The sequence below is a fragment of the Pseudomonas protegens genome, assembly GCF_003363755.1.
Lineage (GTDB): Bacteria > Pseudomonadota > Gammaproteobacteria > Pseudomonadales > Pseudomonadaceae > Aquipseudomonas > Aquipseudomonas danubii.
The window spans coordinates 802,380-827,164 of the sequence record NZ_CP031396.1; the positions used below are offsets into that span (position 1 = coordinate 802,380).

The window sequence follows — 24,785 nt, forward strand, 5'->3', positions numbered from 1 at the left end:
GCTGGACACGACCCTCAAACCGGTCGCAAGGCAGGAAGCCCTCATGAGAACACCACTGACCACGCTAGGTATCTGGCTGACACGCCCGCTGATTTCGCTGTTCCTGCTCCTGGTCATGTTGACCGTGAGCAGCCAGGCAATGGCCGCCGCTCCCGTGATCACCAACCCGGCTACGGGCAGTACCTTGCCCAGCGTGGCAGTGGGCCAGCCCATGAGCATCGTCATCAATTCCGTCGGCGGCGCACAACCACTGGACCAATGGGTGGAGTGCGACGCCAATGACCCGGACTACGACGGCGTGACGCCCTGCCTGCCGCCGGGCCTGATCCTCGATCCGTCACCGGGCAGCTCGAACACCCTACTGCATGGCACTCCCACCACCGCCGGCACCTACACATTCAGCATCACCCTCAATGACGGCCTGAATCAGGGCGGCGTCGCCACCTATACCCTGGTGGTCACCAGCTCCGCGACCCCGACCCTGACCGCCGTCAACCCGAACACCGGCAGCACCGCAGGCGCCACCTCCGTCACCCTCACCGGTACCAACCTAACCGGTGCCACGGCGGTGAGCTTTGGCGGGACAGCCGCCACCGGTTACATCGTCAACAATGCCACCACCATCACCGCCACCACCCCGGCCCACGCCGCGGGTGTGGTTAACGTGGTAGTCACCACCCCAGGGGGCACCGCAACTCTGACCAACGGCTATACCTACAACGTGCCGCCCCCCACCGTCGGCCCGGTCAGCGCCACGGTGGCCGCCAACAGCAGCGCCAACCCAATCACCCTGAGCCTGAGCGGCGGCGCCGCCAGCAGCGTGGCCGTGGACACTGCCGCCAGCCATGGCACCGCCACCGCCAGTGGCACCAGCATCACCTACACCCCGACCGCCGGTTTCTCCGGTTCCGACAGTTTTACCTACACCGCCACCAACGCCAGCGGCACTTCCAGCCCGGCCACGGTGACCATCACCGTCACCCCGCCGACCCTGGCGATAACGCCGACGACACTGCCCGACGGCACTCAGGGCGCAGCCTACAGCCAGACCCTGAGCGCCACCGGCGGCACCGCGCCGTACACCTACGCGATCAGCGCCGGCAGCTTGCCGGCCGGCCTGAGCCTGAACACCAGCACAGGCGTGATCAGCGGCACGCCGAGCAGCAGTGGCACCAGCAACTTGACTGTCACCGCCACTGACGCCAACAGCGCCACCGGTTCCCGCGCCTATAGCCTGGTGATCAACGGCCTGGCACCGGTGGCCGGCGCCGTCAGCGCCACGGTGGCGGCCAACAGCAGCACCAACCCGATCACTCTCAACCTCAGCGGTGGCGCGGCCACCAGCGTCGCCGTGGCCAGTGCTGCCAGCCATGGCACCGCCACCGCCAGCGGCACCAGCATCACCTACACCCCGACTGCCGGTTTCTCCGGTTCCGACAGTTTTACCTACACCGCCACCAACGCCAGCGGCACTTCCAGCCCGGCCACGGTGACCATCACCGTCAGCGCCCCGAGCATCACCCTCAGCCCCGGCTCCCTGAGCAACGGCAGCGTCGGCACGGCCTACAACCAGACCGTTACTGCCACCGGCGGCACCGCGCCCTACACCTACGCCATCACCGCCGGCAGCCTGCCGGCCGGCCTGATCCTGAACACTGCAACCGGCGCCATCAGCGGCACACCAATGGCCAGCGGTAGCCTCAGCCTGACCATCACCGCCACCGACGCCAACAGCGCCACCGGCTCCCAGGCCTACTCGATCACCATCGGCGTCCAGGCGCCGGTGGCAGGCGCCGTCAGCGCCACGGTGGCGGCCAACAGCAGCGCCAACCCGATCACTCTCAACCTCAGCGGTGGCGCGGCCACCAGCGTCGCCGTCGCCAGCGCGGCCAGCCATGGCACCGCCACCGCCAGCGGCACCAGCATCACCTACACCCCGACCGCCGGTTTCTCCGGTTCCGACAGTTTTACCTACACCGCCACCAACGCCAGCGGCACTTCCAGCCCGGCCACCGTGACCATCACCGTCAGCGCGCCGAGCATCGTCCTGAGCCCCGGTTCCCTGAGCAATGGCACCGTCGGCACGGCCTACATCCAGACCATTACTGCCACCGGCGGCACCGCGCCCTACACCTACGCCATCACCGCCGGCAGCCTGCCGGCCGGCCTGATCCTGAACACTGCAACCGGCGCCATCAGCGGCACACCAATGGCCAGCGGTAGCCTCAGCCTGACCATCACCGCCACCGACGCCAACAGCGCCACCGGCTCCCAGGCCTACTCGATCACCATCGGCGTCCAGGCGCCGGTGGCAGGCGCCGTCAGCGCCACGGTGGCGGCCAACAGCAGCGCCAACCCGATCACTCTCAACCTCAGCGGTGGCGCGGCCACCAGCGTCGCCGTCGCCAGCGCGGCCAGCCATGGCACCGCCACCGCCAGCGGCACCAGCATCACCTACACCCCGACCGCCGGTTTCTCCGGTTCCGACAGTTTTACCTACACCGCCACCAACGCCAGCGGCACGTCCAGCCCGGCCACCGTGACCATCACCGTCAGCGCGCCGACCCTGGTGCTGACCCCAGCTTCCCTCGGCGCCGGTACCGCGGGCAGTGCCTACAGCGCGACCCTGAGCGTCTCCGGCGGCACGGCGCCCTACAGCTACAGCATCAGCAGCGGCAGCCTGCCGGCGGGCCTGAGCCTGAACACCGCCAGCGGCTTGATCAGCGGTACGCCCAGCACCAGCGGCACTGCCAACCTGACCATCACCGCCACCGATGCCAACGGCGCTACCGGCTCCCAGGCCTACTCGATCACCATCGCCGCGGTGGCAATCAGCGTGCCCGCCTCCAGCCAGATCCTCGCTGCGGGCCAGTCAGCCACCGTCGACCTGACCCAAGGCGCTACCGGCGGTCCATTCACCCAGGCCATCCTGGGCTCGGTCACCCCGGCCTCGGCCGGCCAGGCGAGGATGATGGGCCCGTTCTCGATGCGCTTCGTACCGTCGGCCGCTTTCGCCGGCACCGCGATCGTCAGCTTCAGCCTGCAAAACGGCAGCGGCTCCAGTGCCTCGAGCACCGTCACCTTCACCATCCAGGAACGTTCGGACCCCACCAAGGACGCCGAAGTGATTGGCCTGCTCAACGCCCAGACCCGGGCCGCGGAACGCTTTGCCAGCACCCAGATGGACAACTTCAACCGGCGGCTGGAGCAACTGCACCAGATCAGTTGCGACCGCAATTCGTTCAACGCCAGCCTGCGCAAGGAAGGCCGCGAGGTGCCGCTGGGCGAGATCGCCAAGGCCGTCCAGGACCAACTGGGGGCCTCGGCCAACCAGACCGAGCAGGAAAAACGCGAAGCCGCTGCCGCCCTCAAAGACAATTGCCAACAGGATGCCCTGGCGTTCTGGAGCGACGGCTTCGTCAACGTCGGCTCGACCCACGCACGGGGCGCCCGGGACAACAGCTTTACCACCCTGGGCCTGAGCGCCGGGGTCGACTATCGCCTGTCGCCCACGGCCATTGCCGGGATCGGCTTCGGCTACGGCAACGACCGTAGTGACATCGGCAAGAACCACACCCGCAGCGACGCGGACGCCATCGGCATTGCCACCTACCTGAGCCTGAACCTGGCCCCGCAGGTGTATGTCGACGGCCTGCTGGGCTACAACCGCATCAGCTTCGACTCACGCCGCTACATCACCGGCAGTGCCGATGACTATGCCCGTGGCTCGCGGGATGCCGACCAGTTGTTCGCCTCCCTGACCGCCAGCTACGAGTACCGCCAGGGTCCGCTGTCGCTGACCCCTTACAGCCGCCTGAATGCCAGCACCACGCGCCTGGACGCCTACCGTGAAAGTGGCGGCGGCATTTATGGCCTGTCCTACGACGAGCAGCGCCAGCAGAACTTCACCTCCTACCTCGGCGTGCGCTCGGGCTACGACCTGATGACCCCTGTCGGTGTGGTCACGCCCAAGGTCGGCCTGGCCTGGGGCCACAACTTCAGTAACAGCAGTGACTACAAGATGCGCTACACCGACCAGGGCGACGAAGGCACCCTGTACCGGCTCAAACCCGATGCCCTGGACAGCGATTTCGCCAGCCTGGACATGGGCGTGGACTTCAACCTGGGACGCGCCTGGCAACTGGGCGTCTCGTACAAGACCGCCCTGGGCTCGGACGAACGCAACGACACCTTCCGCCTGGGTCTCAACGGTAAGTTCTGAACGACACGTTCTGAACCCTGGCCACAGATTAGTGGCCCAGGGCTGAACCCCACAGATGGAAATGGCTCCCCTTGAGCCACGGCAACAAAACAACACCCCGCCAGAGTCCGACTCTGGCGGGGTGTTGTGTTTTAACAGCGCCGACAAGCGCTCGATCCAGCAGCAGCCCTCAGGCCGTTGGCAGTTGCCCGGCCTCGATTTCCTGGGTCGTGCGTTCCACCGCGCGCCGGGTCTTGTCGATCAACTCATCGATATCACCGCGGGTGGCCACCAGGGCCGGGGCCATGATCATGCGCCCGAAGGTCGAGCGAATGATCACGCCTTCTTCGAAGCCCAGGGTGCGACAGCGCCAGGCGATGTCGTTCTCGTTGGCAAAGCGTTTGCGCGTGGCCTTGTCCTCGGCGAACTGCAGGGCCGCCACCAGCCCGGTGCCCTGGATCTCGCCGATCAGCGGATGCTTGCCGAACACTTCGCGCAGGCATTGCTGCAGGTAGGGACCGGTGTCGTTCTTGACCTGGCTCACCACGCCTTCATCGCGCAGGGCCTTGAGGTTAGCGATGGCCACGGCGGCCGCCACCGGGTGCCCGGAATAGGTCAAACCGTGGGCGAACACCCCGCCCTGCTCCACCAGCACCTGGGCGATGCGCTTGCTCAGCACCAGGCCGCCCATGGGGATGTAGCCCGAGGTCAGGCCCTTGGCGATGGACAGGGTATCGGGCTCGAAACCGAAGTGCTGGTGGGCGAACCATTCCCCGGTACGGCCGAAACCGCCGATCACTTCGTCGGCACACAACAGCACGTCGTACTGGCGGCAGATGCGCTGGATCTCCGGCCAGTAGCTGTCCGGCGGGAAGATCATGCCGCCCGCGCCCTGGAACGGCTCGGCGATGAAACCGGCGACGTTCTCGGCCCCCAGTTCGAGGATCTTTTCTTCCAACTGACGGGCGCAGCGCAGACCGAACTCGGCGGGCGTCAGGTTGCCTTCGTGGGCGAACCAGTAAGGCTCGTCGATATGCGCCACGTCCGGGATCAACCCGCCCATGTCGTGCATGAACTTCATCCCGCCCAGGGCGGTGGCCGCCAGGGTCGAGCCGTGATAGCCGTTCCAGCGGCCGATCATCACCTTCTTCTGCGGCTGGCCGAGGATCTGCCAGTAGCGACGCACGCTGCGGATCAGCACCTCGTTGGCCTCGGAGCCGGAGTTGGTGTAGATGGCGTGGCTGTAGTGCCCCGGCAACAGGCTGAACAGCAACTCCGAGAGTTCCACCACCGCCGGGTGGGTGGTGTGGAAGAACATGTTGTAGTACGGCAGCTGTTCCAGCTGGGCGCTGGCGGCGGCCGCCAGGTCCTTGCGGCCGTAGCCCAGGTTGGTGCACCACAGGCCGGACATGCCGTCCAGGTAGCGCTTGCCGTCGTTGTCCCAGAGGTGCAGGCCCTGGCCCCGGACGATGACCCGCGGGCCTTCGGCATTCAGCGCCTTCTGGTCGAGAAAGGCATGGATATGGTGCGCGGCGTCGGCCGCCTGGTAGTCCTGGGTGCTGCGTTGCGGGGCGTTGTCTGGCTGAGGGTTGGAAGCGCTCATGGTCATTCTCCTGCACGGCAAGTGGGTTCAAGGGAAGAGGTTGCAGCGGGCCCCGGTTCGAGGGGCAACAGCGGCTCGGGAACAAACAGTGGCTTGCGCATCACCAGCTTGATCCAGAGCACGGCAATCACCGAGATCACCCCGAGCACCACCCCGGCGCTGCCGAAGATCCGCGCGGTCATCTGCGGCGACGGTGAGACGTGATAGATCGCAAACAGCATGCCGACGATGCCCAGCACCTGGGGCCAGGGGTAGAAGGGTGAACGGAACGGCCGTGGCGCCTCGGGGTAGCGACGTCGCAGGGCGATCACGTCGATGTGCACGATGATGTAGGCCAAGAGCCAGGCCAGGGCCGCGGCCAACAGCAGCAGGCTGATGGAGTCCGGGTCCTGGCCCAGCAGCAGGATCGGCAGGCCCGTGAGCGCGGCAATGAACAATACCGCCACCCAGGGCGTACGGGTGCGCGGACTCAGGCGCTTGAACTGGGGAAAGGCCTGGCCGTTCTGAGCCATGCCGTAGAGCATGCGCGGCAGCGCCGCCAGGGACGAATTGACCGTGCTGCAGGTCGCGGTGATCACCGCGCCCACCAGGAACAGTTTGCCGGCCTCACCGAACACCGAGGTGGCGAAGAGGAAATGCGGCAGCGGGTTGCTCGCCAGTTGCTCCCGGGGAATGCACAGCAGTGCGCCGAGGCAATACAGAGTGATCACCAGGAAAATGATGCTCAGGCCAATGATCATCGAGCGCGGGATATTGCGTTCCGGGTTGCGGGTTTCTTCCACCAGCGGGCAGACGAACTCGGCACCGACAAAGCCCCAGATGGCCATAGCGGCCAGCGCCAGCGCCCCCACTTCCATCGGGTTCCAGCCCTGATCCAGCGGCAGTTGCAGATCCGCCTGCGCGCTGCCGATGGCGCCCAGGCCCAGGGTCAGCAGAATCACCACCATCACCACCGCCAGGACCGTCTGCAGCTTGGCGAAGACGTCAATGCCCAGCAGATTGAGCAAGGTGAAGGTGCCCAGCACGCCATAGGCCACCAGCATCGGCGGCAGCGCGCCGGGGTAGACCTTGCCGATGATCAGGTCCAGGAGCAGCAGTTCGGCGGACAGGGCGAACATCGCCACCACCATGTAGCCGGAGAAGGTGGCGAGGATCGCCGGGAAGTGCCCGATGGCCACTTCGGTGTAGCTGCTCAAGCTGCCGGCCCGAGGCACCATCAGCGCCAGTTCGGAAAAGGACAGCGCGTAGGTCAGGGCCATCAGATAGGCCAGCAGCAGGGGCATGAAGAAGCCCAGCCCGGCCATTCCCGCCCCTTGCAGCATCAGCACCATCACTCCCTGGGACACCACCAGGCCGACGGCTACCGAGACCAGCGAACCCAGGCCCAGGACCCGGCGCAAACCGCCGCGTTGCAGGGGGCTTGCAGCCCCGATGGAGACACTTGCAGTCATGGCACACACTCCGCTTTTTATTGTTGTGGGCCTGCCGCCGAAGCGGCAGGTAAAGACGCGCTCTGACGGCGCGGCACTGGACCTGGCGAGCAGGTCGCAAGGCATGGCTCAGCGCAACTGGAACCAGGTGGTTTTCAGTTGGGTGTACTTGTCGAAAGCGTGCAGCGACAGGTCGCGACCAAACCCCGATTGCCGACCGCCGCCAAAGGGCACGGTGACGTCCAGGGCGTCCACGGTGTTCACCGACACCGTGCCGGCCCGCAGCTGCCGGGCCACCCGGTGGGCACGGTTGAGGTCATCGCTCCACAGCGACGCCGCCAGGCCATAGACGCTGTCGTTGGCCAGCGCTACAGCTTGTTCCTCGTGGTCAAAGGCGGTCACCGCCAGCACTGGGCCAAACAGTTCTTCGCGAAACAGGGTCATCTGCCGATCCACGCCCGTGAAAATGGTCGGTTCGATGTAGTTGTCGCTGCCATCGATGATCAGTTGCCGGCCGCCGCACGCCAGCTCGGCGCCCTGCTCCCGGGCGCCCTTGATATAGCCCATGACGCTGGCGGTCTGGCGGGCATCGACCATGGCCCCGGCACGGCTGGCCGGGTCCAGGGGATTGCCCGGCCGCCAGTCCCGAGCCTTGGCTTGCAGGCGCTCGACGAACGGGTCATGAATGCTGCGTTCCACCAGCAGCCGCGAGTTGGCCGAACACACCTCGCCCTGGTTGAAGAAGATGCCAAAGGCGGCCTTCTCGGCGGCCAGGTCCAGGTCCTGGCAGTCGGCGAACACCAGGTTCGGGCTCTTGCCGCCACATTCCAGCCAGACCTGCTTGAGGTTGGATTGGGCCGAGTACTGCATGAAATACTTGCCCACTTCGGTGGAGCCGGTGAACACCAGGCAATCCACATCCGGGTGCAGGCCCAGGGCGCGACCGGCCTCGACGCCCAGGCCCGGCACCACGTTGAGCACCCCTTCCGGCAACCCGGCCTCCAGGGCCAGTTCGCCCAGGCGCAGGGCCGAGAACGGCGACTGCTCGGCGGGCTTGAGCACCACCGAGTTGCCCACCGCCAGGGCCGGCGCCAGCTTCCAGGCCGCCATGTCCAGGGGGAAGTTCCAGGGCACCACGGCGCCGATCACCCCCAGGGCTTCACGGCTGATGCTGGCGTGGCTGGTGCGGGCGCCGGGGGCCACCTGATCGTAAAGCTTGTCGACGCTTTCGGCGTACCAGGCGAAGACGTTGGCGGCACCAGGCACGTCAATGTTCCAGGCATCCATCACCGGCTTGCCCATGTTCAGGGATTCCAGCAGGGCCAGCTCCTCGCGGTGGGCGAGCATCAGCTCGGCCAGACGCAGCAGTACCTTCTTGCGTTCCACCGGGGCCATGCGCGCCCAGGGCCCCTGGTCGAAGGCCCGGCGCGCGGCGGCCACCGCCAGGTCCACTTCGGCGGCGCCACAGGCGCTGACCCGGGCCAAGCGTTGATTGGTGGCGGGGTTGATGGCATCGAACGTGGCGCCGGACTGGGCGGACAACCGTTGGCCGCCGATCAGCGCCTGGTCAATGAATGTTTGCCGGGCAGCTCGCTGCTGCCAGTAACCGAGATCGAACACGCTGCACTCCCTCGTCGACCGTGGTAACGGCCTGGTTGTTAGGTAGGTAGGGAGGATGGTGCGTCACCGCGAGCGAGAGGAAAAATACTAAAAATATGCTCCGGCACCATGAAAAAGCTCGGTAGCCAAGGCCCTGGGCCGGGCCGCACAAACGCCAACGCCCAGGCCATCCGGAAGATGGCCTGGGGCGTGAAACAAGACTCGTCAAGCGCTGGGCAAGGTCAGGTCGGACGCTCCAGCCAATCCCCCAGGCGCCGCAGCATGGCGTCGCAGGCGTGCAACTGCTCAAGGCTGATGAACTCGTCCGGCTTGTGCCCCTGGTCCATGCTGCCCGGGCCACAGACCACCGTGGGGATACCGGCCTGATGAAACAGCCCGCCCTCGGTGCCGAACGCCACAGTGTCGAACGCCCGCGAACCACTGAGCAACGCCAGCAGTTCGGCGGCTTCGCTGTCGGCGGCGGTGGCCAGCCCGGGGTAGGCGCTCAAGGGTTGCAGGGCGATCCCGGTGTCGGCCTGTACCGCCTGCATCTGCGGCAGCAATTGGTCCTGGGCATAACGCTGCAGTTCATCCACCACGGCCTGGGCATCGAACTCCGGCAGGGTACGCACCTCGAAATCGAACTCGCAGTCCGCCGGCACGATGTTCAGCGCCCGGCCGCCCTTGATGGTGCCGGTCTGCACCGTGGAAAACGGCGGATCGAAGCGCGGGTCGTGGTGTTCGGGACGGGCCAGTCGGCCGCCGATCTCCCCCAGCTTGCCGATCAGCCGCGCCGCGTACTCGATGGCATTGACCCCATATGGTGCATAGGCCGAATGACAGGCCGCGCCACGCACCTGGCAACGCATGGCCAGCTTGCCCTTGTGGCCCAGCACCGGGCGCAGTTCGGTGGGCTCGCCGATCAGGCACAGCAACGGCTTGTGCCGGCGCTGCTGCAATCGTTCGAGCATCGGCCGCACGCCCAGGCAGCCCACCTCCTCGTCATAGGAAAAGGCCAGGTGGATCGGTATGCGCAGCTCTCGCCGGACCAAGCCCGGCACCGCCGCCAGCACCGAGGCGATAAAGCCCTTCATGTCGGCGGTGCCACGGCCGTACAGGCGCCCTTCCCGCTCGCTCAAGACAAACGGCTCGACGCTCCAGGCCTGGCCATCCACCGGCACCACGTCGGTGTGCCCGGACAGCACCACACCGCTGCGATCGCCGGGACCGATGCTGGCAAACAGATTGGCCTTGGTGCGCTGCGGGTTGTAGATCAGTTCGCTGTCCACCCCGTGGCCCGCCAGGTAGTCGCGGATAAAACCGATCAGCTCCAGGTTGGAGTCGCGGCTGACCGTGGCAAAACCCACCAACCGCGCCAGCAGCTCGCGGCTCGAATGCTCACTCATTGCCCGGCACTCCGTAGCTGGGCGCCGCCGTGGGGTCCAGGGCCCGGGTCAGGTAGTCCTGCATCTGCGGCCGATAGGCCTGCCAGAGGCCGGCCAACTGGCCGATGGGGTCTTCATCGGCCCAGTCCACCCGCAAGTCGACGATGGGCCAGGTCAGGTCGTCCACCACGCTCAGCGCCGCCGAATGCACCGGCCCCGCCTCGCCCCCGGCAGCCATCGCCGCGTGCATGGCCGCCAGCAGGCGCTCGACGAGAATCCCCGGCGTCTGTTCGAACGCCTCGACCATGGCCTCGATCACGCCTGTGCCCGCCAGCAGGTTGCCGGCGGCCACGCATTGTTCGCCGGCCAGCGCGTTGTGCAGGCCCAGGGCTTGCTGGCCACTGAACAGCGCTGTGCGCCCCTGGCCGTCGATCACCGTCACCTGGCGGTACTGGCTCCAGCCGTTGCTGCCCAGGGCCTTGTCCAGGGCCGTGCCGGGATCGAGCTTGTGGTTCTCCAGCAGATCGAGAATCTGCGGCCCCAGGGCCGGCAGGGTCACGTTCTGGGTGGCCACCGCCCCCACTCCCGCTCGCACCCAGGGGCAACGAGCACCGACGGCGATGCTTGACGAACTGATGGCGATGCCCAACTGGCCGGTTTCGGCACAGCGGCCAACGATGGAAAAAGTCATGGCAACTCCTTGGCCCACTGGGCCTGCATGGACGCTCGACTCGGCGCCGCTGGAAACAACCGCACAGGGGTCACTCGGGAATGACCGCGATCACGTCGATTTCCATCAGCCACTGCGGCTGGCCGAGGGCCGAGACCACCAGGCCAGTGGAAATCGGGAATATGCCCTTGAGCCACTTGCCCACCTCCTGATAGACCGGCTCGCGGTAACGCGGGTCGGTGAGGTAGGTAGTGGTCTTGACGATATGGGACAGGTCGCTGCCGGCTTCTTCCAGCAGTTGCTTGACGTTTTTCATCGCCTGTTCGGCCTGGGCTCGCGGGTCGCCGAGGCCCACCAGCCGGCCGTCGAAATCAGTGCCGACCTGACCGCGCACGTACACCGTGTTGCCGGCACGCACCGCCTGGCACAGGTCATTGTCCAGGGACTGGTTGGGATAGGTGTCCTTGGTGTTGAACATGCGAATACGGGTATGAGTAGGCATCAGTGGGCTCCCACGCTGTCGAGGTTGCGGATCGGTGTCTCTGGTTGCGCTGAAGTCTGCGTCGAGGACTGCCGGGCTTGGCTGTAGGCCAGGTATTTGCGCTGGGTCGCGATGTGATCGGCGACGTGCTTGGCGTCGTGCCAGACGCCCCAGATAAAGGAGGAACCCCGACGCGACAGCCAGGGCAGGCCGAGGAAATAGACCCCGGGTTCGCGGGACACACCGCGCTGGTGCAGGGGCTTGCCCTGTTCGCTGAAGGTATCCACCTGCAGCCAGGAAAAGTCCACGGCATAGCCGGTGGCCCAGATGATCGAGGTGACCCCGGCCGCCAGCAGGTCCAGCTCCAGGATCGGCTGTTTCACGCACTGCGGATCAGGGACTGGCTGCCGAGCCTCGGGCTCCGGCGGCAGGTCGAGGCCGTTGCGGGCGATATAGGCATCGGCCGCGTCCAGCAGCGCCAGGTAGTTCTCGTCGCCTCGGGCCAGGTTGTCCACCAGGTCCGCCCGGAAGGTTACGCGCTCACCGTCGAAGGCCTGGGTCAGCCCCACCAGGGTGATGCCTTGATGGGCCAGGGCGCGGAAGTCGATGGTCTGGCCGCCGCGGGCACCACTGACAGCAATGGTCACGTGCTCCCGGCCCGGTTTGGCAATCTCCGCATCCCATTCTCCCAGCACCCCGAGCCACCAGCAGAAGTCCCGGCCACGGTAGGAACGCGGCGGACGGTCATGGGCCCCCACCGACAGGTAGACCTGGCGCCCCGCTCGCTGCAGCTCATCGGCAATCTGCACGCCGGAGGAACCCGCCCCCACCACCAGCACCGCACCCGCCGGCAGTTGCTGCGGATTGCGGTAGGCGGCGGAATGGATCTGCTCAACCCGTGCATCCTTGGGCGCAATCGGCGGAATCACCGGGCGCTGGAAAGGTCCGGTGGCGGCCACCACGCGCTGGGCCTGGATCACCCCCTCGGAGGTCTCGACGGTGAAGCCGGGGCGTCCGACATTGCGCTGCACCTTGCGCACTTCCACACCGGTGCGGATCGGCGCATTGAACTGGCGGGCATAGGCCTCGAAGTAGTCCGCCACCTGATCCTTGGCCGGGAAGGCATCGGCAGGGGTATCGAATTCCAGGCCGGGAAAGCGGTCATGCCAGGCCGGCCCGTTGGCCACCAGCGAGTCCCAGCGTCCGGTGCGCCAGGCCTCGGCGATGCGGCTGCGCTCCAGCACCAGATGGGGCACCCCGAGCTTGCTCAGGTGTTCGCTCATGGCCACGCCGGCCTGGCCCGCGCCGACCACCAGGGTATCCACTTGTATTTGTTCTACGGTCATGTATGTGTGTCCTTCTGCAAGACGAAGGGCGTCAGCGCAAGCGCTGGACACCTGGTTCAGAACCCGGGTGTGAGTCGGATGCAGCAGATGGTGCGACAGACGTCGGCGAAGGAAAATGACTAAAAATGTGCTCCCTGGATAAGAAAAAACGAGGCAGCACGAGGGCCTGCGGCCCCGGGTTGCACGAGGCCGGACCGTGGTCGGGGACGTCCGGGCGCTGACCCGCGGCCATCAGACTGATCAGTTTGGCCGTTCAGATGATTACCCGGCGAAAATGCATTTCCGTGCTTTCGATCTGCAGGCACTGAGGGCACAATGCCTACCTTTTTGGCTGGCCCTGCCGGAGACCCTGAAATGATCAAGACGCCGTACTACCTCATCGACAAGCAGAAGCTTTTGAGCAACATGCAGAAGATCGCCTACGTGCGCGAGCAGTCCGGCGCCAAGGCCCTGCTGGCCCTCAAGTGCTTCGCCACCTGGTCGGTGTTCGACCTGATGCAGCAGTACATGGACGGCACCACCTCCTCGTCGCTGTACGAGCTCAAGCTCGGCCGGCAGAAGTTCGCAGGCGAAACCCATGCCTACAGCGTGGCCTGGGCCGACGACGAGATCGAGGACATGCTCGCCAACTGCGACAAGATCATCTTCAACTCCATCAGCCAGCTGCAGCGCTTTGCCGATGCCTCCAGCGGCAAGGTCCGCGGCCTGCGGGTCAATCCCCAGGTGAGCAGCTCGGACTACCTGCTGGCCGACCCGGCGCGCCCGTTCAGCCGCCTGGGCGAGTGGGACCCGGCGAAGATCGAAGGCGTGATCGAACAGATCTCCGGCTTCATGTTCCACAACAACTGCGAGAACGGCGACTTCGGCCTGTTCGACCAGATGTTGACCACCATCGAAGAGCGCTTCGGCCACCTGCTGCACAAGGTGGAATGGGTCAGCCTCGGCGGCGGCATTCATTTCACCGGCGAGGACTACGCCCTGGACGCCTTCTGCGCGCGCCTCAAGGCGTTCTCCGAGAAGTACGGCGTACAGGTCTACCTGGAGCCGGGCGAAGCCGCCATCACCCAGAGCGCGTCCCTGGAAGTGACCGTGCTCGACACCCTGTACAACGGCAAGCACCTGGCGGTGGTGGACAGTTCCATCGAAGCCCACATGCTCGACCTGCTGATTTATCGCTTGAACGCCAAGCTGTCACCAAGCACGGGTGAACATACCTACATGGTGTGTGGCAAATCCTGCCTGGCCGGGGACATCTTCGGCGAATACCAATTTGATCGTCCGCTGGCCATCGGCGATCGACTGTCGTTCATCGACGCTGCGGGTTACACCATGGTCAAGAAAAACTGGTTCAACGGTCTGAAAATGCCGTCCATTGTCGTGAAACAACTCGATGGCAGCATCGACGTGGTGCGCGAGTTTGGTTTCGAAGACTACCTGTCCAGCCTTTCCTGAGCGGACAGACACGAGGAGAAGTAAATAAATTGAAGAAGAATGTTCTTATCATTGGTGCAGGAGGTGTCGCCAAGGTGGTGGCCCACAAGTGCGCGCAGCACAACGACGAACTCGGTCGTATTGCTATCGCGTCGCGCAACATCTCCAAATGCCAGGCCATCATCGACAGCGTCAAGGCCAAGGGCAGCCTCAAACAGCCCGCTGAAATAAAAGCCTTCGCCCTCAACGCGCTGGACATCGAAGCGACCAAGGCGCTGATCCGCGAGACCGAGTCGCAGATCGTCATCAACGTCGGCTCCGCGTTCCTCAACATGTCGGTGCTGCGTGCCTGCATCGATACCGGTGTGGCCTACCTGGACACCGCGATCCACGAAGAGCCGGGCAAGATCTGCGAGACCCCACCCTGGTACGGCAACTACGAGTGGAAGCACCTCGAGGAATGCCAGGAGAAGAAAGTCACCGCCATTCTCGGCGTGGGCTTCGATCCGGGCGTGGTCAACGCCTATGCCGCCCTGGCCAAGCAAGAACATTTCGACCGCATTGATTCCATCGACATTCTCGACGTCAATGCCGGTTCCCACGGCAAATACTTCGCCACCAATTTCGACCCGGAAATCAACTTCCGCGAATTCACCGGACAGGTGTGGAGCTGGCAAGACAGCCAGTGGACCAGCAACACCATGTTCGAAGTCAAGCGTACCGACGACCTGCCCGTGGTCGGCTCGCAGAACCTGTACCTGACCGGCCACGACGAAGTGCACTCGCTGTCGAAAAACCTCGACGTGCCCAACGTGCGCTTCTGGATGAGCTTCGGCGAGCACTACATCAACGTGTTTACCGTGCTGCGCAACCTCGGCCTGCTCTCCGAGCAACCGGTCAAGACCGCCGAAGGCCTGGAAGTGGTGCCACTCAAAGTGGTCAAGGCCGTGCTGCCTGATCCGGCCTCCCTGGCCCCGGGCTACACCGGCAAGACCTGCATCGGTGACCTGGTCAAGGGCACCAAGGATGGCCAGCCGCGCGAAGTCTTCATCTACAACGTGGCTGACCACGAAGAAGCCTACGCCGAGACCGACAGCCAGGGCATTTCCTACACCGCCGGTGTACCGCCAGTGGCTGCCGCCCTGCTGGTCGCCCGTGGCGAGTGGGACGTGCAACGCATGGTCAACGTCGAGGAACTGGCGGCCAAGCCGTTCCTCAAGGCGCTGGACGTGATGGGCCTGCCGACCCGCATCAAGGACGAGCATGGCGATCGTCCTTGGGACGCCGCCATCTGATCCTGCCCCACCCACAGCGGGCGCCGACCCAGGCGCCCGCTGTTCCCCGCCCTGTAACATCTTTCGTTTGTGCGCCGCTTTTGCCTTTCTGTGCGACAGATCCCACATCCGGGACTCCCGTCGCCCTCCTTCGTAGTGTTAGCTTGGGAACGTTTCTGTCTGAAACATCAGACACTTCCCACTCATAACCTGCAAAGGAATGCCCTCAACAATGGATTTTTCTCTCAAGCACCTGGCTGCGGCCACCCTGATGCTCGCCAGCCTGTCCGCGTTCTCAAGCTTCGCCCAGGCCAATATCACCCCGCAACAGAGCGCGGCCATCCTCAAGTCCTTCAGTGACCACTCGGTCAGCGACTTCCGTCAGTTCCTCGGCAGCCTGGCCAAGAGCGAAGCGGGCAAGGACGCCAACCTGGGCCCGGCCATCAGCGCCTTTCTCGACAACAAGAGCCTGTCCGCCGAACAGCAGAACGAGATCCATCGCCTGCTAGGCCTCTACGCCCGGGTGAAGTACGGCAAGGCCGCCACCGAGACCCTGCGTGAACTGGTGGCCATTCCCACCTTCAACATCGACGGTGTGCCGCAGTACAAGAACCCCGAGTTTCTCAAGATCGCCGAGAAGATCCAGGGCCTGGCCAAGGCCTTCAACCTGAACTTTCGCAACATCGACAACCGGGTCTACGAGATCTCCCTGGGCGGCACCGGCGACGAAGTGGTCGGTATCCACGCCCACGCCGACGTGGTGCCGGTCACCCCGGAAAACTGGGTCCTGGAAGACGGCACCCGCCTCGACCCGTTCAAGGTCACCCTGATCGGCGACCGCATGTACGGCCGCGGCACCGAGGACGACAAGAACGGCATCGTGGTCGCGCTCTACGCCATGAAGATCATCAAGGAAGAGAAGCTGCCCCTGGCGCGCAACTTCAAACTGCTGGTGGACACCACCGAGGAAACCAGCGGCGACGCCATCCCCTACTACTTCGAACGCAACCCGACGCCCAACTACAACCTGGCGCTGGATGGCGGCTACCCGGTGGTGATCGCCGAGAAAGGCTACGGCACGGTGATGGCGACCTTTGCCCGGCGTGCCGCCGAAGGCAAGGGCGCGGAAATGACCGGGCTGACCGGTGGCCTGGCCACCAACCAGATTCCTTCCACCTCGGTGGCCACCTTCAAGACCGACACCCCCGCCGAACTGGTGGCCAGCCTGCAGCAAGCCGGTGCCGCCTATGCCAAGGCCAACGGCGGCAACTTCCAGGTGACCGCCAAGGTGGTGGGCAAGGATGTGCAGTTGACCGTCACCGGCGTGTCCGCCCACTCCTCCGAACCCGAGTCCGGGGTCAACCCGGTGGCGCGGATGCTGGACTTCATCAACAGCCTCGACGGCAAGATCGCCCTCAAGCACAACGCGTTCACCGACGGTGCCCGCTACGCCGCCGACAACTGGGGCCTGGACTACCTGGGGAACAAGCTGGGCATCGGTTTCGCCGACGCCTTCATGGGGCCGCTGACCACGTCCCCGACCTTCGTCGGCGTGGATGACAAAGCCTTCAAGCTGGCGGTCAACCTGCGAGTGCCCAAGGGCAAGACCCCGGACGCGCTGAAGGCTGAAATCACCGACAAGCTGGCGGCCTGGAGCAAGAAGACCCAGGTGGCGGTGACGCTCGACACCTCCATCGCCGCGCCGATGTACCGCAACCCCGAAGGCGAATGGGTCAAGGCCTTGCTGGCGGTGGCCAGCGAGAACCTGGGCATGCAACACCAGTTCGGCACCTCCGCTGGCGCCACCTCGGTGCATGAACTGCCCAACGGCGTGCAATTCGGCCTGGCGCGGCCCGAAGTCAAGTACACCGGCCACACCGACAACGAGTTCAAGACCGTGGACCAGTTCCTCCTGGACTTGCAGATCGTCACCGAAATGGTCGGACGTATCGGGCAACTGCCCAAGCTTTGACACGCCTGTCGGACCCGCTGCAATGGCGGGTCCGATGGCCTTGTTCCGATTGATTGCCCAGCGCCTTCTATACTTGCACCCCATTAGCCATTGGGCAGGTTCCTGCCCGCTTTCCCGAACGTCATCAAGGTCGCGCCAGGCACTGACGAGGCCGTCATTGGGTCACGGAGCGTTCAATGAACAAGCCGGGTGTCCTCCTGCTGGCCTGTGCCGTTGGCTTGCTGGCACTGCTTGCGCCCCTGTCGCTGTCCCTCTACCTGGCCCAAAACCAGGGCCGCGAAGCGGTCATGTCCTCGTTGCACGAGGTGGCCAACGACGTTCTGGAGCGTGCCCGCCTGCAGCGCGCACAGATCAATACCGCCATCAGCCAGCTCAACCAGCAACCTCCTCAAGCCTTCTGTTCCAGCCAACAGCTCCAAGACATGCACAGACTGGTACTGGGCTATCGCTACATCGTGGGCATGGCCGGCATGGCCGGCTCGACGCTGCTGTGCAATACCCTGCAAGCCCAAACCGAACCCCTGGCGTTGGGCGCTTTTTCGGGGCCGGACCCCAGCGGCCTGCGCTTCTGGAACAAAGTACATCTGCCCGGTCTGCCGGATCAGGTGTTTACCCTGGTGGCCCGGGACAACTACGCCGCCATCATTCACCCCGACTTTGCCCTGGACCTGCTGAATCAGCAGTCATCGGTGTCCAGCGCCTTCCTACAAACCCGGCTGCGCAGCATCATCGGCCAGCGCGGCGTGGTGAAGGAGCAATGGGTACAGCGCTACAGCGGCGATGGCAAAGCGCTGGAATTCGAAGATGACGGCTACTTCGTCGTCATTGTGCCGGCGTCCAACAGCGAAACCGCGGCATTGGCCGCCCAATCCTCATCGGTGGTGGCCGAGCGGGTACGGCGCCTCGCGCTGATCATCGCGCCTCTGGGGCTGGTGCTGGGCCTGCTGTTGGCCGCTCTGGTCGCCTATCTGGCCCGGCGCCGCCTGTCCCTGAAGGGGGAGTTGCAGGCGGCCTTGGAACGCGACGAGTTTTTCATCGAGTACCAGCCCATCATCGACTTGCACAATGGCCGCTGCGTCGGTGCCGAGGCCCTGGCGCGCTGGCGCACCCAGGGCGGCAAGCTGATCAGCCCCAGTGTCTTCATTCCCATGGCCGAAGCCAACGGACTGATCCAGCGCATCACCGCCCGGGTCATGGAAATCGTGGTGCGCGATGCCGCGGAACTGCTGCGCGCCGATGAACGCCTGCACATCGCCATCAACCTTTCCAGCGAGGATCTGAAGACCCAGGACGCCGAACAGCGCTTGAAGAAACTCTCCGAAGAAGCCGGCATGGGACCGCGCAGCCTGATGGTGGAAATCACCGAGCGCGGCCTGATGGACCCCGACAAGTCCCGCGCCGTACTACTGGCGGTCAGGGCCAACGGTTTCCAGGTGGCCATCGACGACTTCGGCACCGGTCATTCCAGCCTGTCGTACCTGGCCACCTATGAGTTGGACTACCTGAAGATCGACAAGATGTTTGTCGACACCCTGGGCACCGACGCCCCCACCAGCCTGGTGACGATGCACATCATCGAACTGGCGCGCTCCCTAGGCCTGCAGATGATTGCCGAAGGCGTCGAAAATCCGCTCCAGCGCGACATTTTGCGCAAACATGGCGTGCAGTACGCCCAAGGCTGGCTGTTCGGCCGCCCCATGAGCATTCAGCACCTGCGGGAGTTCATCGATCAGCATCCGGGGGATGGGACCGGGGACGTCGCAGAGAGTCAGGCCGCCGGCGGCTTCAACGCCGGGTAGCTGACATCCCGCAGTACCGCGATGTAGCCGCCATAGAGATTCGCCGCAGGCAGCAACTGCCGCGCTGCCAGTTGTTCATGCAGGCGGCGCAAATGGTAGAACGGCACGCGCACATAGAGGTGATGCTCGATGTGGTAGTGAATCCCATGGGGGCCGAAGAAGAAGGTCTGCCCGTTTGGACGCACGATGCTGCGGGCGTTCTGGCTCTGGTCAGCATGGGCGGGCAAGCCGGCGTGCTCCATCAGCGCCCGGACCCGGCCCATCAAGGGCAGCAACGTGATGGCCGGCAACAACCACAGACCCAGGTAGAGCCAGGGGTGCCCGAACGCACTCAGCAAGCCGAACAGCACGCCGTTGACCAGCAGCATTGAACAGATCTCCCAGGACACCTGCCCCGCAGACTTGTCGACCTTGGGCATGATGGCGCGGTAGTCACCCCGGGCAAATTTGCAGGCACTGATGAAGTAGCCCACCCCGAACAGGTCCGCCAGCAAGCGCCTGGCCAGCTTGCCCCGAGGCAGCGGGTAGTCCCCCATGCCAAACACCGCCATCACCGGGTCGTCATGCAGCATCGGCTGCCGGTGGTGCTTCAGGTGGCCGGCGCGGTAGGTAGCCATGGAAAGAAACAGCGGGCCAGCCGCCAACAGCTGACCCACGCCATCATTGAATGCCTGCCGGCGCAGGAGCAGGCCGTGGGCACTCTCATGCATGATCACCGCCAGGGCCAACTGGCTGCGGGCAATGATCAGCGCCGCCAACAGGTAGGTGACGGGATGCGGCCAGCGTGCGGCACAGACGAACGCGGCAGCGATCAGCAGCCAGTCGGCGAGCAGCGCCAGCATCCCGATCCAGGGCTTGAGGACAAACAGCTCAGCGGTCGGGACAAAGGCCTTGAGCGCCTGATTGTCGCCGGCGCGGGCATTAGGCTGGGACACGGGCATGGTTTCCTTGTCGTTGGGTGGCCAGGGCGCAGGCCAGGGCCAGCAGGAGGCCGCCTGCGACATCCAGCAGCGTGTGTTGCTTGAGGGTCAGGGTCGACAGGCAGATCAGCAGGCCGGTGATGCCGATCAGCCATTTGCCGGGGTGGGACCAGAGCGCACGGCAGGCCAGGCACGTTACCGCCACATGCAGGCTGGGGCAGCCGTTGGACGCCAGGTCCAGCTGCCACATGCGGCTCAGGCGCTGATGCAAAAAGGCATTGTCGAGGTTGCCAAGATCGGGCCTGGGCAGGTGCTCGGGGAACAGCCAGAAACACAGGAGGGCAATGGCGAAAGCCATCCCCGTGGCGTTCTTGAACACCCTGAACGCTTCAGCACTGGCGTAGGTCGCCGCCAGCAGCACGAAGGGAAAGAACAGCACGTACAGCCACCAGGACTGGGCAATGAAAGGAATCCATTCATCCAGCGGCGTGACCCAGGTGTAGCGCGGCGTGATCAGTCGCTGCACGCCGATGAAAATGCTCAGGCCCAGCAACAGTCCCAACAGCGCGACCAGCGTCTGTCGATAGTTGGCTCTCGGGGTCGGGCTGGGCAAGGGATTGCTCATGGCTGCTCGCTTAGTGGATACAAGAGTGGATCACGGCCCACAGCGGCGCGTTCACAGACTGAGCAGGCGGCTGACCCAGGCGTCGATCCGCCCCTGGGCCCGCGCCCGACCGGCAGCCGCTGTCGACTCGGTCCCCGCCGCTGCAGTCAATTGCTGCGCCGCCGCAGTCACCTGGCGGCGAAAGTCCGCGGCGTCGCCGCGCCAGGTCACCACCCGATGCAGCAGCTGTAGCTGGGCGGCACGCGCCGCGTTGCTGGTCTGTTCGGGCTGATCGCTGAGCACCAGGAGGATCGGCCGCTGATAGACCCGAGCGATGGACAGTGCCGCCATGCCCGGCGCTGACACTATCAGCCGGGCCTGGGCGGCGCGGCTGGCCCAGTGCGGGTCGACCCCGAGCCAGCCATGGCGCCCGGCATAGCCCTCGCCCACCCGATGCGCGTCCAGGCCGGCGTCCTCCAGGCCCGCACCCAAGGCATCGGCCAGGCTGGGCTCGCTGAAATGCGGATTGAGGTACACAGCAGCCCCGGGGGCCGCAGGTTCCGGCATCACCGCCGCCAGGGCCACCGGAGTCGGCAGGCGATACAGCAACGGCGCCTGGGTGTCGTCCACTTCATAGGCGAAATCATGCTCGATGCGGGCTCGCGCCGCGTTGATCTGACGGTCGACAATCCAGCCGAACAACCGCCCGAACTGCCGCGGCCACATGCCCGCGAAATTGTTCAGCAACGCCACCTTGAGGCTCGCGCCGTACACGTGCACGACCTTGCGTCGCCATCCCGGCAGCATGCCCATGTACAGCAGCGCCGGATGGAAGGAGTCGTTGATCACCAGATCCACACTGCGCAGCCTGCGCCCCAGATGGAGAATATCCCGCAGCATCCGCCCGGGACGAAACAGGTAATGGGCGACATTGCGATTGGTGGCGTGGCGCAGCATGTTCTGCTCGCTGTCGAACTGCACCGCATAGTGTCTGGACAGCAGCTCGGCCTCGATGCCGAAACGTTGCAGAAAGTGCTGCCCCTGCTCCGAGGTCGTCAGCACCTCGACCTGGGCTCCCGCCTCGTGCAGGGCATGCACCAGCAACTGCGCGCGCATCAGGTGGCCACGGGCATCGGCGGTCGCCAGGTAAAGAATCCGTTTATTCATCGGGCCGCGCTGCCCACACCGCCCAGGACCCAACCGGCGACGTACATGGCCAGGGCACCGGTCACGCCGAAACTGGCATCCACTGCGCGAATGTCCTTGAGCAACAGGTCCAGGTGTACCGACTCATGGGGCGCGACAATGCGGCGCAAGGTGTTCTCGCACAAGCGCACGTGGGCCTTCTCGTCGGCCAGGACCCGCGACAGCAACGGATACAGCTCATGCCCGGTGCCTATCACCGCACAGTGGCGGCTCAATACCCGCTGGGCCATCTGCTCGGCACAGAGCCCGGTGGCGTAGGCCGGCACCAGCAGGCCATGCTCGAAATGTGCCGCATAGCGATGGGCCAGGCGCTGCCAGCGGCGGATCTTGCGCCGGCTGAGCCAGTCCGGCTCCAGGCGCACCGAGCCGTCGTCGCCCAGGCCGCGCAAAGCGTCGGCAAACAGCGTCACATGGCGACGCTCATCGGCCAGGTGCTGTTGCACCTGACGCTCGAGCCAGGGCGGTGACTGGGGGAGCAAGTCTTCCAGCAGTGTGCGCTCGGTGGCGTCTTCGCCGGCCAGGTACATGCGCAACAACAAGCGCTCCCCGCGGGGGCTACGGTGCAGGCGCCGCAGCGCAGCGCGCTTGATGCGATCCACCAGGCGCGCCTGCACCGCCCTCAGGCCCTGGGCCTGAGGCATGCTCAGGCAGCTGAAGTCCGCCTCGGTGGCGACCGCTTCACCCCCACTCATTGCGCGGGCTGCGGGGCAGTGGCGGATGCCGTGGCCACCTGCTGGCTGCGGTGCCAGGCCAGGATCAGGCCGATAAAGCTGTCACGCATAAAGGCCGTTCCGGACGCCCCGGCATTGGCAAAGGGTTGTTCATGGCCGTTGTAACGCAGGTAGCCCTTGCCGTTGACCGCGCCCAATTCCAGGGTGTCGCGCTTGTTCAGGCCGCGTTGGCGCACCTCCTTGAGCAGAGGACTGTCCTCAAGGCCGAACACGAACAGTTGGCGCTGAACCACCCACAACGGAATCTGGCCGCTCAGGGCATGCAGGTTAAGGTTCCAGGTGCCCGTTGCCAGCAACGCATCCAGCTCGCCAGTGCCCGGTTGCGTGGCGCTGAAGCTGGCACGCATCACTGACTTGGACAGCCGCCCGACACCCAGGCCGATGGTGATGTCGTCGGCCGCCGGGCTCTGGGCATCGCTGGGACGCACGACCACGAAGTAACTGGCCACTCGCGCGGCGATTGACGGCTGCGCCAGGACCTTGCGCGCCTGCTCGGCGGTGAACAGCACACGCTCGCCGGTGCCTTCGCGGACGCTGATCTGATAGGGGGCGAGGACGATGTCGCTGAACTTGCCGCGCACGGGCGAGTGCACATAGGTGTCGGACTTCCACTTCGTGCCCGAGCGCCGCAACAGCACCTGCAGGCTCAGCGGCACGCGCTGGCCATCGGCGGCGATGCCACTGCCGTGCAGCAGCACGTCGCCGATCACCGTCTTGCTGTCATGGTGGTCGTCAGCGCCAATCACGATGGCGTGGGTTTGCGGGTCGACGCTGGCCCGGGCATCTGCCACATCCAGGGCAATCCGGTTGCAGTCGCGGTCGGTGCTGCGGGTGACGGTCGCGCAGCCACTGTCCGAGGCGAAGTGAAACACCCCGCGACCACTGAACTCGGAAGGCGCGGCATTGGCCTGGCCGCTCAATGCCAACAGTGCCAGGCAGGCCAGGGAGTAGCCGAATGAAGCGAGCGAAGATGTTTTCATGGGGGAGTCCTGTGGGCACGCAGGCGGCGTGCGACGATACGGCACGACGGGGATCAATCCAGGTTGCGGTGATACGACAAGGCTTCACTGTGAGCGGCGCTGCGGCGCCCGACACTGATGCCCATGCCACGCACCACAGCGCCAGCGGTGTCGAGCAACGACATGCCGATGACCACCAGCGTCGCCCCAAGACGTCGGAGCCCACGCAAGGGCGGCAAGTCCTGATGGTTGAGGGCCCGCAGGCTGTAGCCGAGGCGCCCGAGCATCACGCACAGCGGGCCGATCGGACCACTGCGCCCAAGCCACTGCAGCCAGCCCGGCATATAGGCGCGGACCAGATAGGGGGTCAGGCCGACGCTGTCACCGCCCCTGAGCCAGCGCAGCTTGAGCACTTCGCCCTGGCTGTCGGGCAGTCGATGCTCGGTATGGGCGCCTGGCGCATAGACCACCGCCACGCCCGCCGCTTGCAGGCGCAGGCCCATGACCTGGCAATGGGCGCGATAGATGCCATCGAGCGGCTCATAGCGATATTGCTCGAAGGTGTCACAGCGAAAGGCCACGTTGTTGGCGTAGAAGTTACGCGTGGCGCCGCGGCGCAAGGGGCTGGGGAAGTACATGAAGTCGATGGCGGTCAGGGCACTGCCGGCGACGCTGGGCGCATAACTGGTACGCCCGGCAACCGCCAACGGCGCGTCGTCCTCGGCGAAAGGCACGAGCAACTGCTCCAGCCAATGGCTACAGGGAATGCAATCGGCATCGGCAAAGACCACGTACTGGCAACGCCCCTGATCGACCGCGTCGAAGCCGACATTCTTGGCATCGTAGTAACCGGTGAGGGTATCGATCTCGACAAAGTCCAGTTCCCGTCCGGCCAGTGCACACAGGGCCTGGCGCGCCACAGGATCGAGGCCATCGTGGGTGATGACCCACTGGGCAAAACTCTGGGGAGGCAGACTCTGCCGGGCAAGGCGTGCGATCAGCCGCTTGAGGCTGTTCAAGGCCTCCTGTGCATCCTTGCCGCCACGCAGGTTGTTGGTCTCCAACACCAGCGCGGCATGGGCTGCGATACCTTCCAGGCGCTCGCGCCTATCGCTGCCGGGAGGCAGCTGCGACGTCCTGGTTGTCATTGCTTGGCTATCCATTTCACTGAATC

Annotated in this window: 18 protein-coding genes; 5 read left to right on the plus strand and 13 right to left on the minus strand. The window is 65.2% G+C overall.

Annotated elements, in window-relative coordinates; all coding sequences use genetic code 11:
• Window positions 1-43: 43 nt before the first annotated feature.
• Window positions 44-4,222, plus strand: coding sequence for a putative Ig domain-containing protein (locus tag DWF74_RS03400; protein WP_115580326.1), 4,179 nt, complete (start codon window positions 44-46; stop codon window positions 4,220-4,222).
• 169 nt (window positions 4,223-4,391) lie between these two features.
• On the opposite strand, the gene DWF74_RS03405 is transcribed toward DWF74_RS03400, so the two are convergent.
• The 7 genes from DWF74_RS03405 to DWF74_RS03435 all read right to left on the minus strand — a co-directional run bounded on the left by DWF74_RS03405 (window position 4,392) and on the right by DWF74_RS03435 (window position 12,715).
• Window positions 4,392-5,804 carry an aspartate aminotransferase family protein gene (locus DWF74_RS03405; RefSeq protein ID WP_102863080.1) on the minus strand — a complete coding sequence of 471 codons (1,413 nt, stop codon included), beginning with the start codon at window positions 5,802-5,804 and terminating at the stop codon, window positions 4,392-4,394.
• Between the two features lie 2 nt (window positions 5,805-5,806).
• Window positions 5,807-7,255, minus strand: coding sequence for an APC family permease (locus DWF74_RS03410; protein WP_102880187.1), 1,449 nt, complete (start codon window positions 7,253-7,255; stop codon window positions 5,807-5,809).
• 108 nt (window positions 7,256-7,363) lie between these two features.
• Window positions 7,364-8,854, minus strand: a complete 1,491-nt coding sequence (locus DWF74_RS03415; protein ID WP_102863078.1) for an aldehyde dehydrogenase — start codon at window positions 8,852-8,854, stop codon at window positions 7,364-7,366.
• A 221-nt stretch (window positions 8,855-9,075) separates the two neighbouring features.
• Window positions 9,076-10,239: an acetylornithine deacetylase gene (gene argE / locus DWF74_RS03420; RefSeq protein ID WP_115580327.1), complete on the minus strand. Its 1,164-nt coding sequence runs from the start codon at window positions 10,237-10,239 to the stop codon at window positions 9,076-9,078.
• Window positions 10,232-10,909 (minus strand): DUF1028 domain-containing protein, encoded by a 678-nt coding sequence (locus DWF74_RS03425; RefSeq protein WP_102863076.1) that lies wholly within the window; start codon window positions 10,907-10,909, stop codon window positions 10,232-10,234. The genes argE and DWF74_RS03425 overlap by 8 nt, the downstream gene beginning before the upstream one ends.
• Window positions 10,910-10,979: 70 nt before the next feature.
• Window positions 10,980-11,390 carry a RidA family protein gene (locus tag DWF74_RS03430; protein WP_115580328.1) on the minus strand — a complete coding sequence of 137 codons (411 nt, stop codon included), beginning with the start codon at window positions 11,388-11,390 and terminating at the stop codon, window positions 10,980-10,982.
• Complete coding sequence (locus DWF74_RS03435; protein ID WP_115580329.1) at window positions 11,390-12,715, minus strand: flavin-containing monooxygenase; 1,326 nt, start codon at window positions 12,713-12,715, stop codon at window positions 11,390-11,392. The genes DWF74_RS03430 and DWF74_RS03435 overlap by 1 nt, the downstream gene beginning before the upstream one ends.
• Window positions 12,716-13,069: 354 nt before the next feature.
• Here DWF74_RS03435 and DWF74_RS03440 point away from each other — a divergent pair, with 354 nt between their 5' ends.
• From DWF74_RS03440 to DWF74_RS03455, 4 genes are all read left to right on the plus strand, one after another.
• On the plus strand, window positions 13,070-14,167 hold the full coding sequence (locus DWF74_RS03440) for a carboxynorspermidine decarboxylase (protein WP_102863074.1): 1,098 nt from the start codon (window positions 13,070-13,072) through the stop codon (window positions 14,165-14,167).
• 29 nt (window positions 14,168-14,196) lie between these two features.
• On the plus strand, window positions 14,197-15,441 hold the full coding sequence (locus DWF74_RS03445; RefSeq protein WP_102863073.1) for a saccharopine dehydrogenase family protein: 1,245 nt from the start codon (window positions 14,197-14,199) through the stop codon (window positions 15,439-15,441).
• Between the two features lie 211 nt (window positions 15,442-15,652).
• Window positions 15,653-17,392 (plus strand): dipeptidase, encoded by a 1,740-nt coding sequence (locus tag DWF74_RS03450; RefSeq protein WP_115580330.1) that lies wholly within the window; start codon window positions 15,653-15,655, stop codon window positions 17,390-17,392.
• Window positions 17,393-17,568: 176 nt separating this feature from the next.
• The gene (locus DWF74_RS03455; protein ID WP_115580331.1) at window positions 17,569-19,191 is read left to right on the plus strand and encodes an EAL domain-containing protein; all 1,623 of its coding nucleotides are present in this window, start codon (window positions 17,569-17,571) and stop codon (window positions 19,189-19,191) included.
• On the opposite strand, the gene DWF74_RS03460 is transcribed toward DWF74_RS03455, so the two are convergent.
• Genes DWF74_RS03460 through DWF74_RS03485 form a run of 6 tightly spaced genes read right to left on the minus strand, consistent with a single transcriptional unit; the run spans window position 19,161 to window position 24,759 of the window.
• Entirely contained in the window at window positions 19,161-20,126 is a 966-nt protein-coding gene (locus DWF74_RS03460; RefSeq protein ID WP_115582413.1) for a fatty acid desaturase family protein, read from the minus strand. The genes DWF74_RS03455 and DWF74_RS03460 overlap by 31 nt on opposite strands.
• Complete coding sequence (locus DWF74_RS03465; protein ID WP_115580332.1) at window positions 20,113-20,736, minus strand: phosphatase PAP2 family protein; 624 nt, start codon at window positions 20,734-20,736, stop codon at window positions 20,113-20,115. Before DWF74_RS03465 ends, DWF74_RS03460 begins: the two co-directional genes overlap by 14 nt.
• Before the next feature lie 51 nt (window positions 20,737-20,787).
• On the minus strand, window positions 20,788-21,882 hold the full coding sequence (locus DWF74_RS03470) for a hypothetical protein (RefSeq protein ID WP_115580333.1): 1,095 nt from the start codon (window positions 21,880-21,882) through the stop codon (window positions 20,788-20,790).
• Window positions 21,879-22,613 carry a hypothetical protein gene (locus DWF74_RS03475; protein WP_115580334.1) on the minus strand — a complete coding sequence of 245 codons (735 nt, stop codon included), beginning with the start codon at window positions 22,611-22,613 and terminating at the stop codon, window positions 21,879-21,881. The genes DWF74_RS03470 and DWF74_RS03475 overlap by 4 nt, the downstream gene beginning before the upstream one ends.
• Window positions 22,610-23,632 carry a hypothetical protein gene (locus DWF74_RS03480; RefSeq protein ID WP_115580335.1) on the minus strand — a complete coding sequence of 341 codons (1,023 nt, stop codon included), beginning with the start codon at window positions 23,630-23,632 and terminating at the stop codon, window positions 22,610-22,612. Before DWF74_RS03480 ends, DWF74_RS03475 begins: the two co-directional genes overlap by 4 nt.
• 53 nt (window positions 23,633-23,685) lie before the next feature.
• Window positions 23,686-24,759: a glycosyltransferase gene (locus DWF74_RS03485; RefSeq protein WP_240322022.1), complete on the minus strand. Its 1,074-nt coding sequence runs from the start codon at window positions 24,757-24,759 to the stop codon at window positions 23,686-23,688.
• Window positions 24,760-24,785 lie beyond the last annotated feature (26 nt).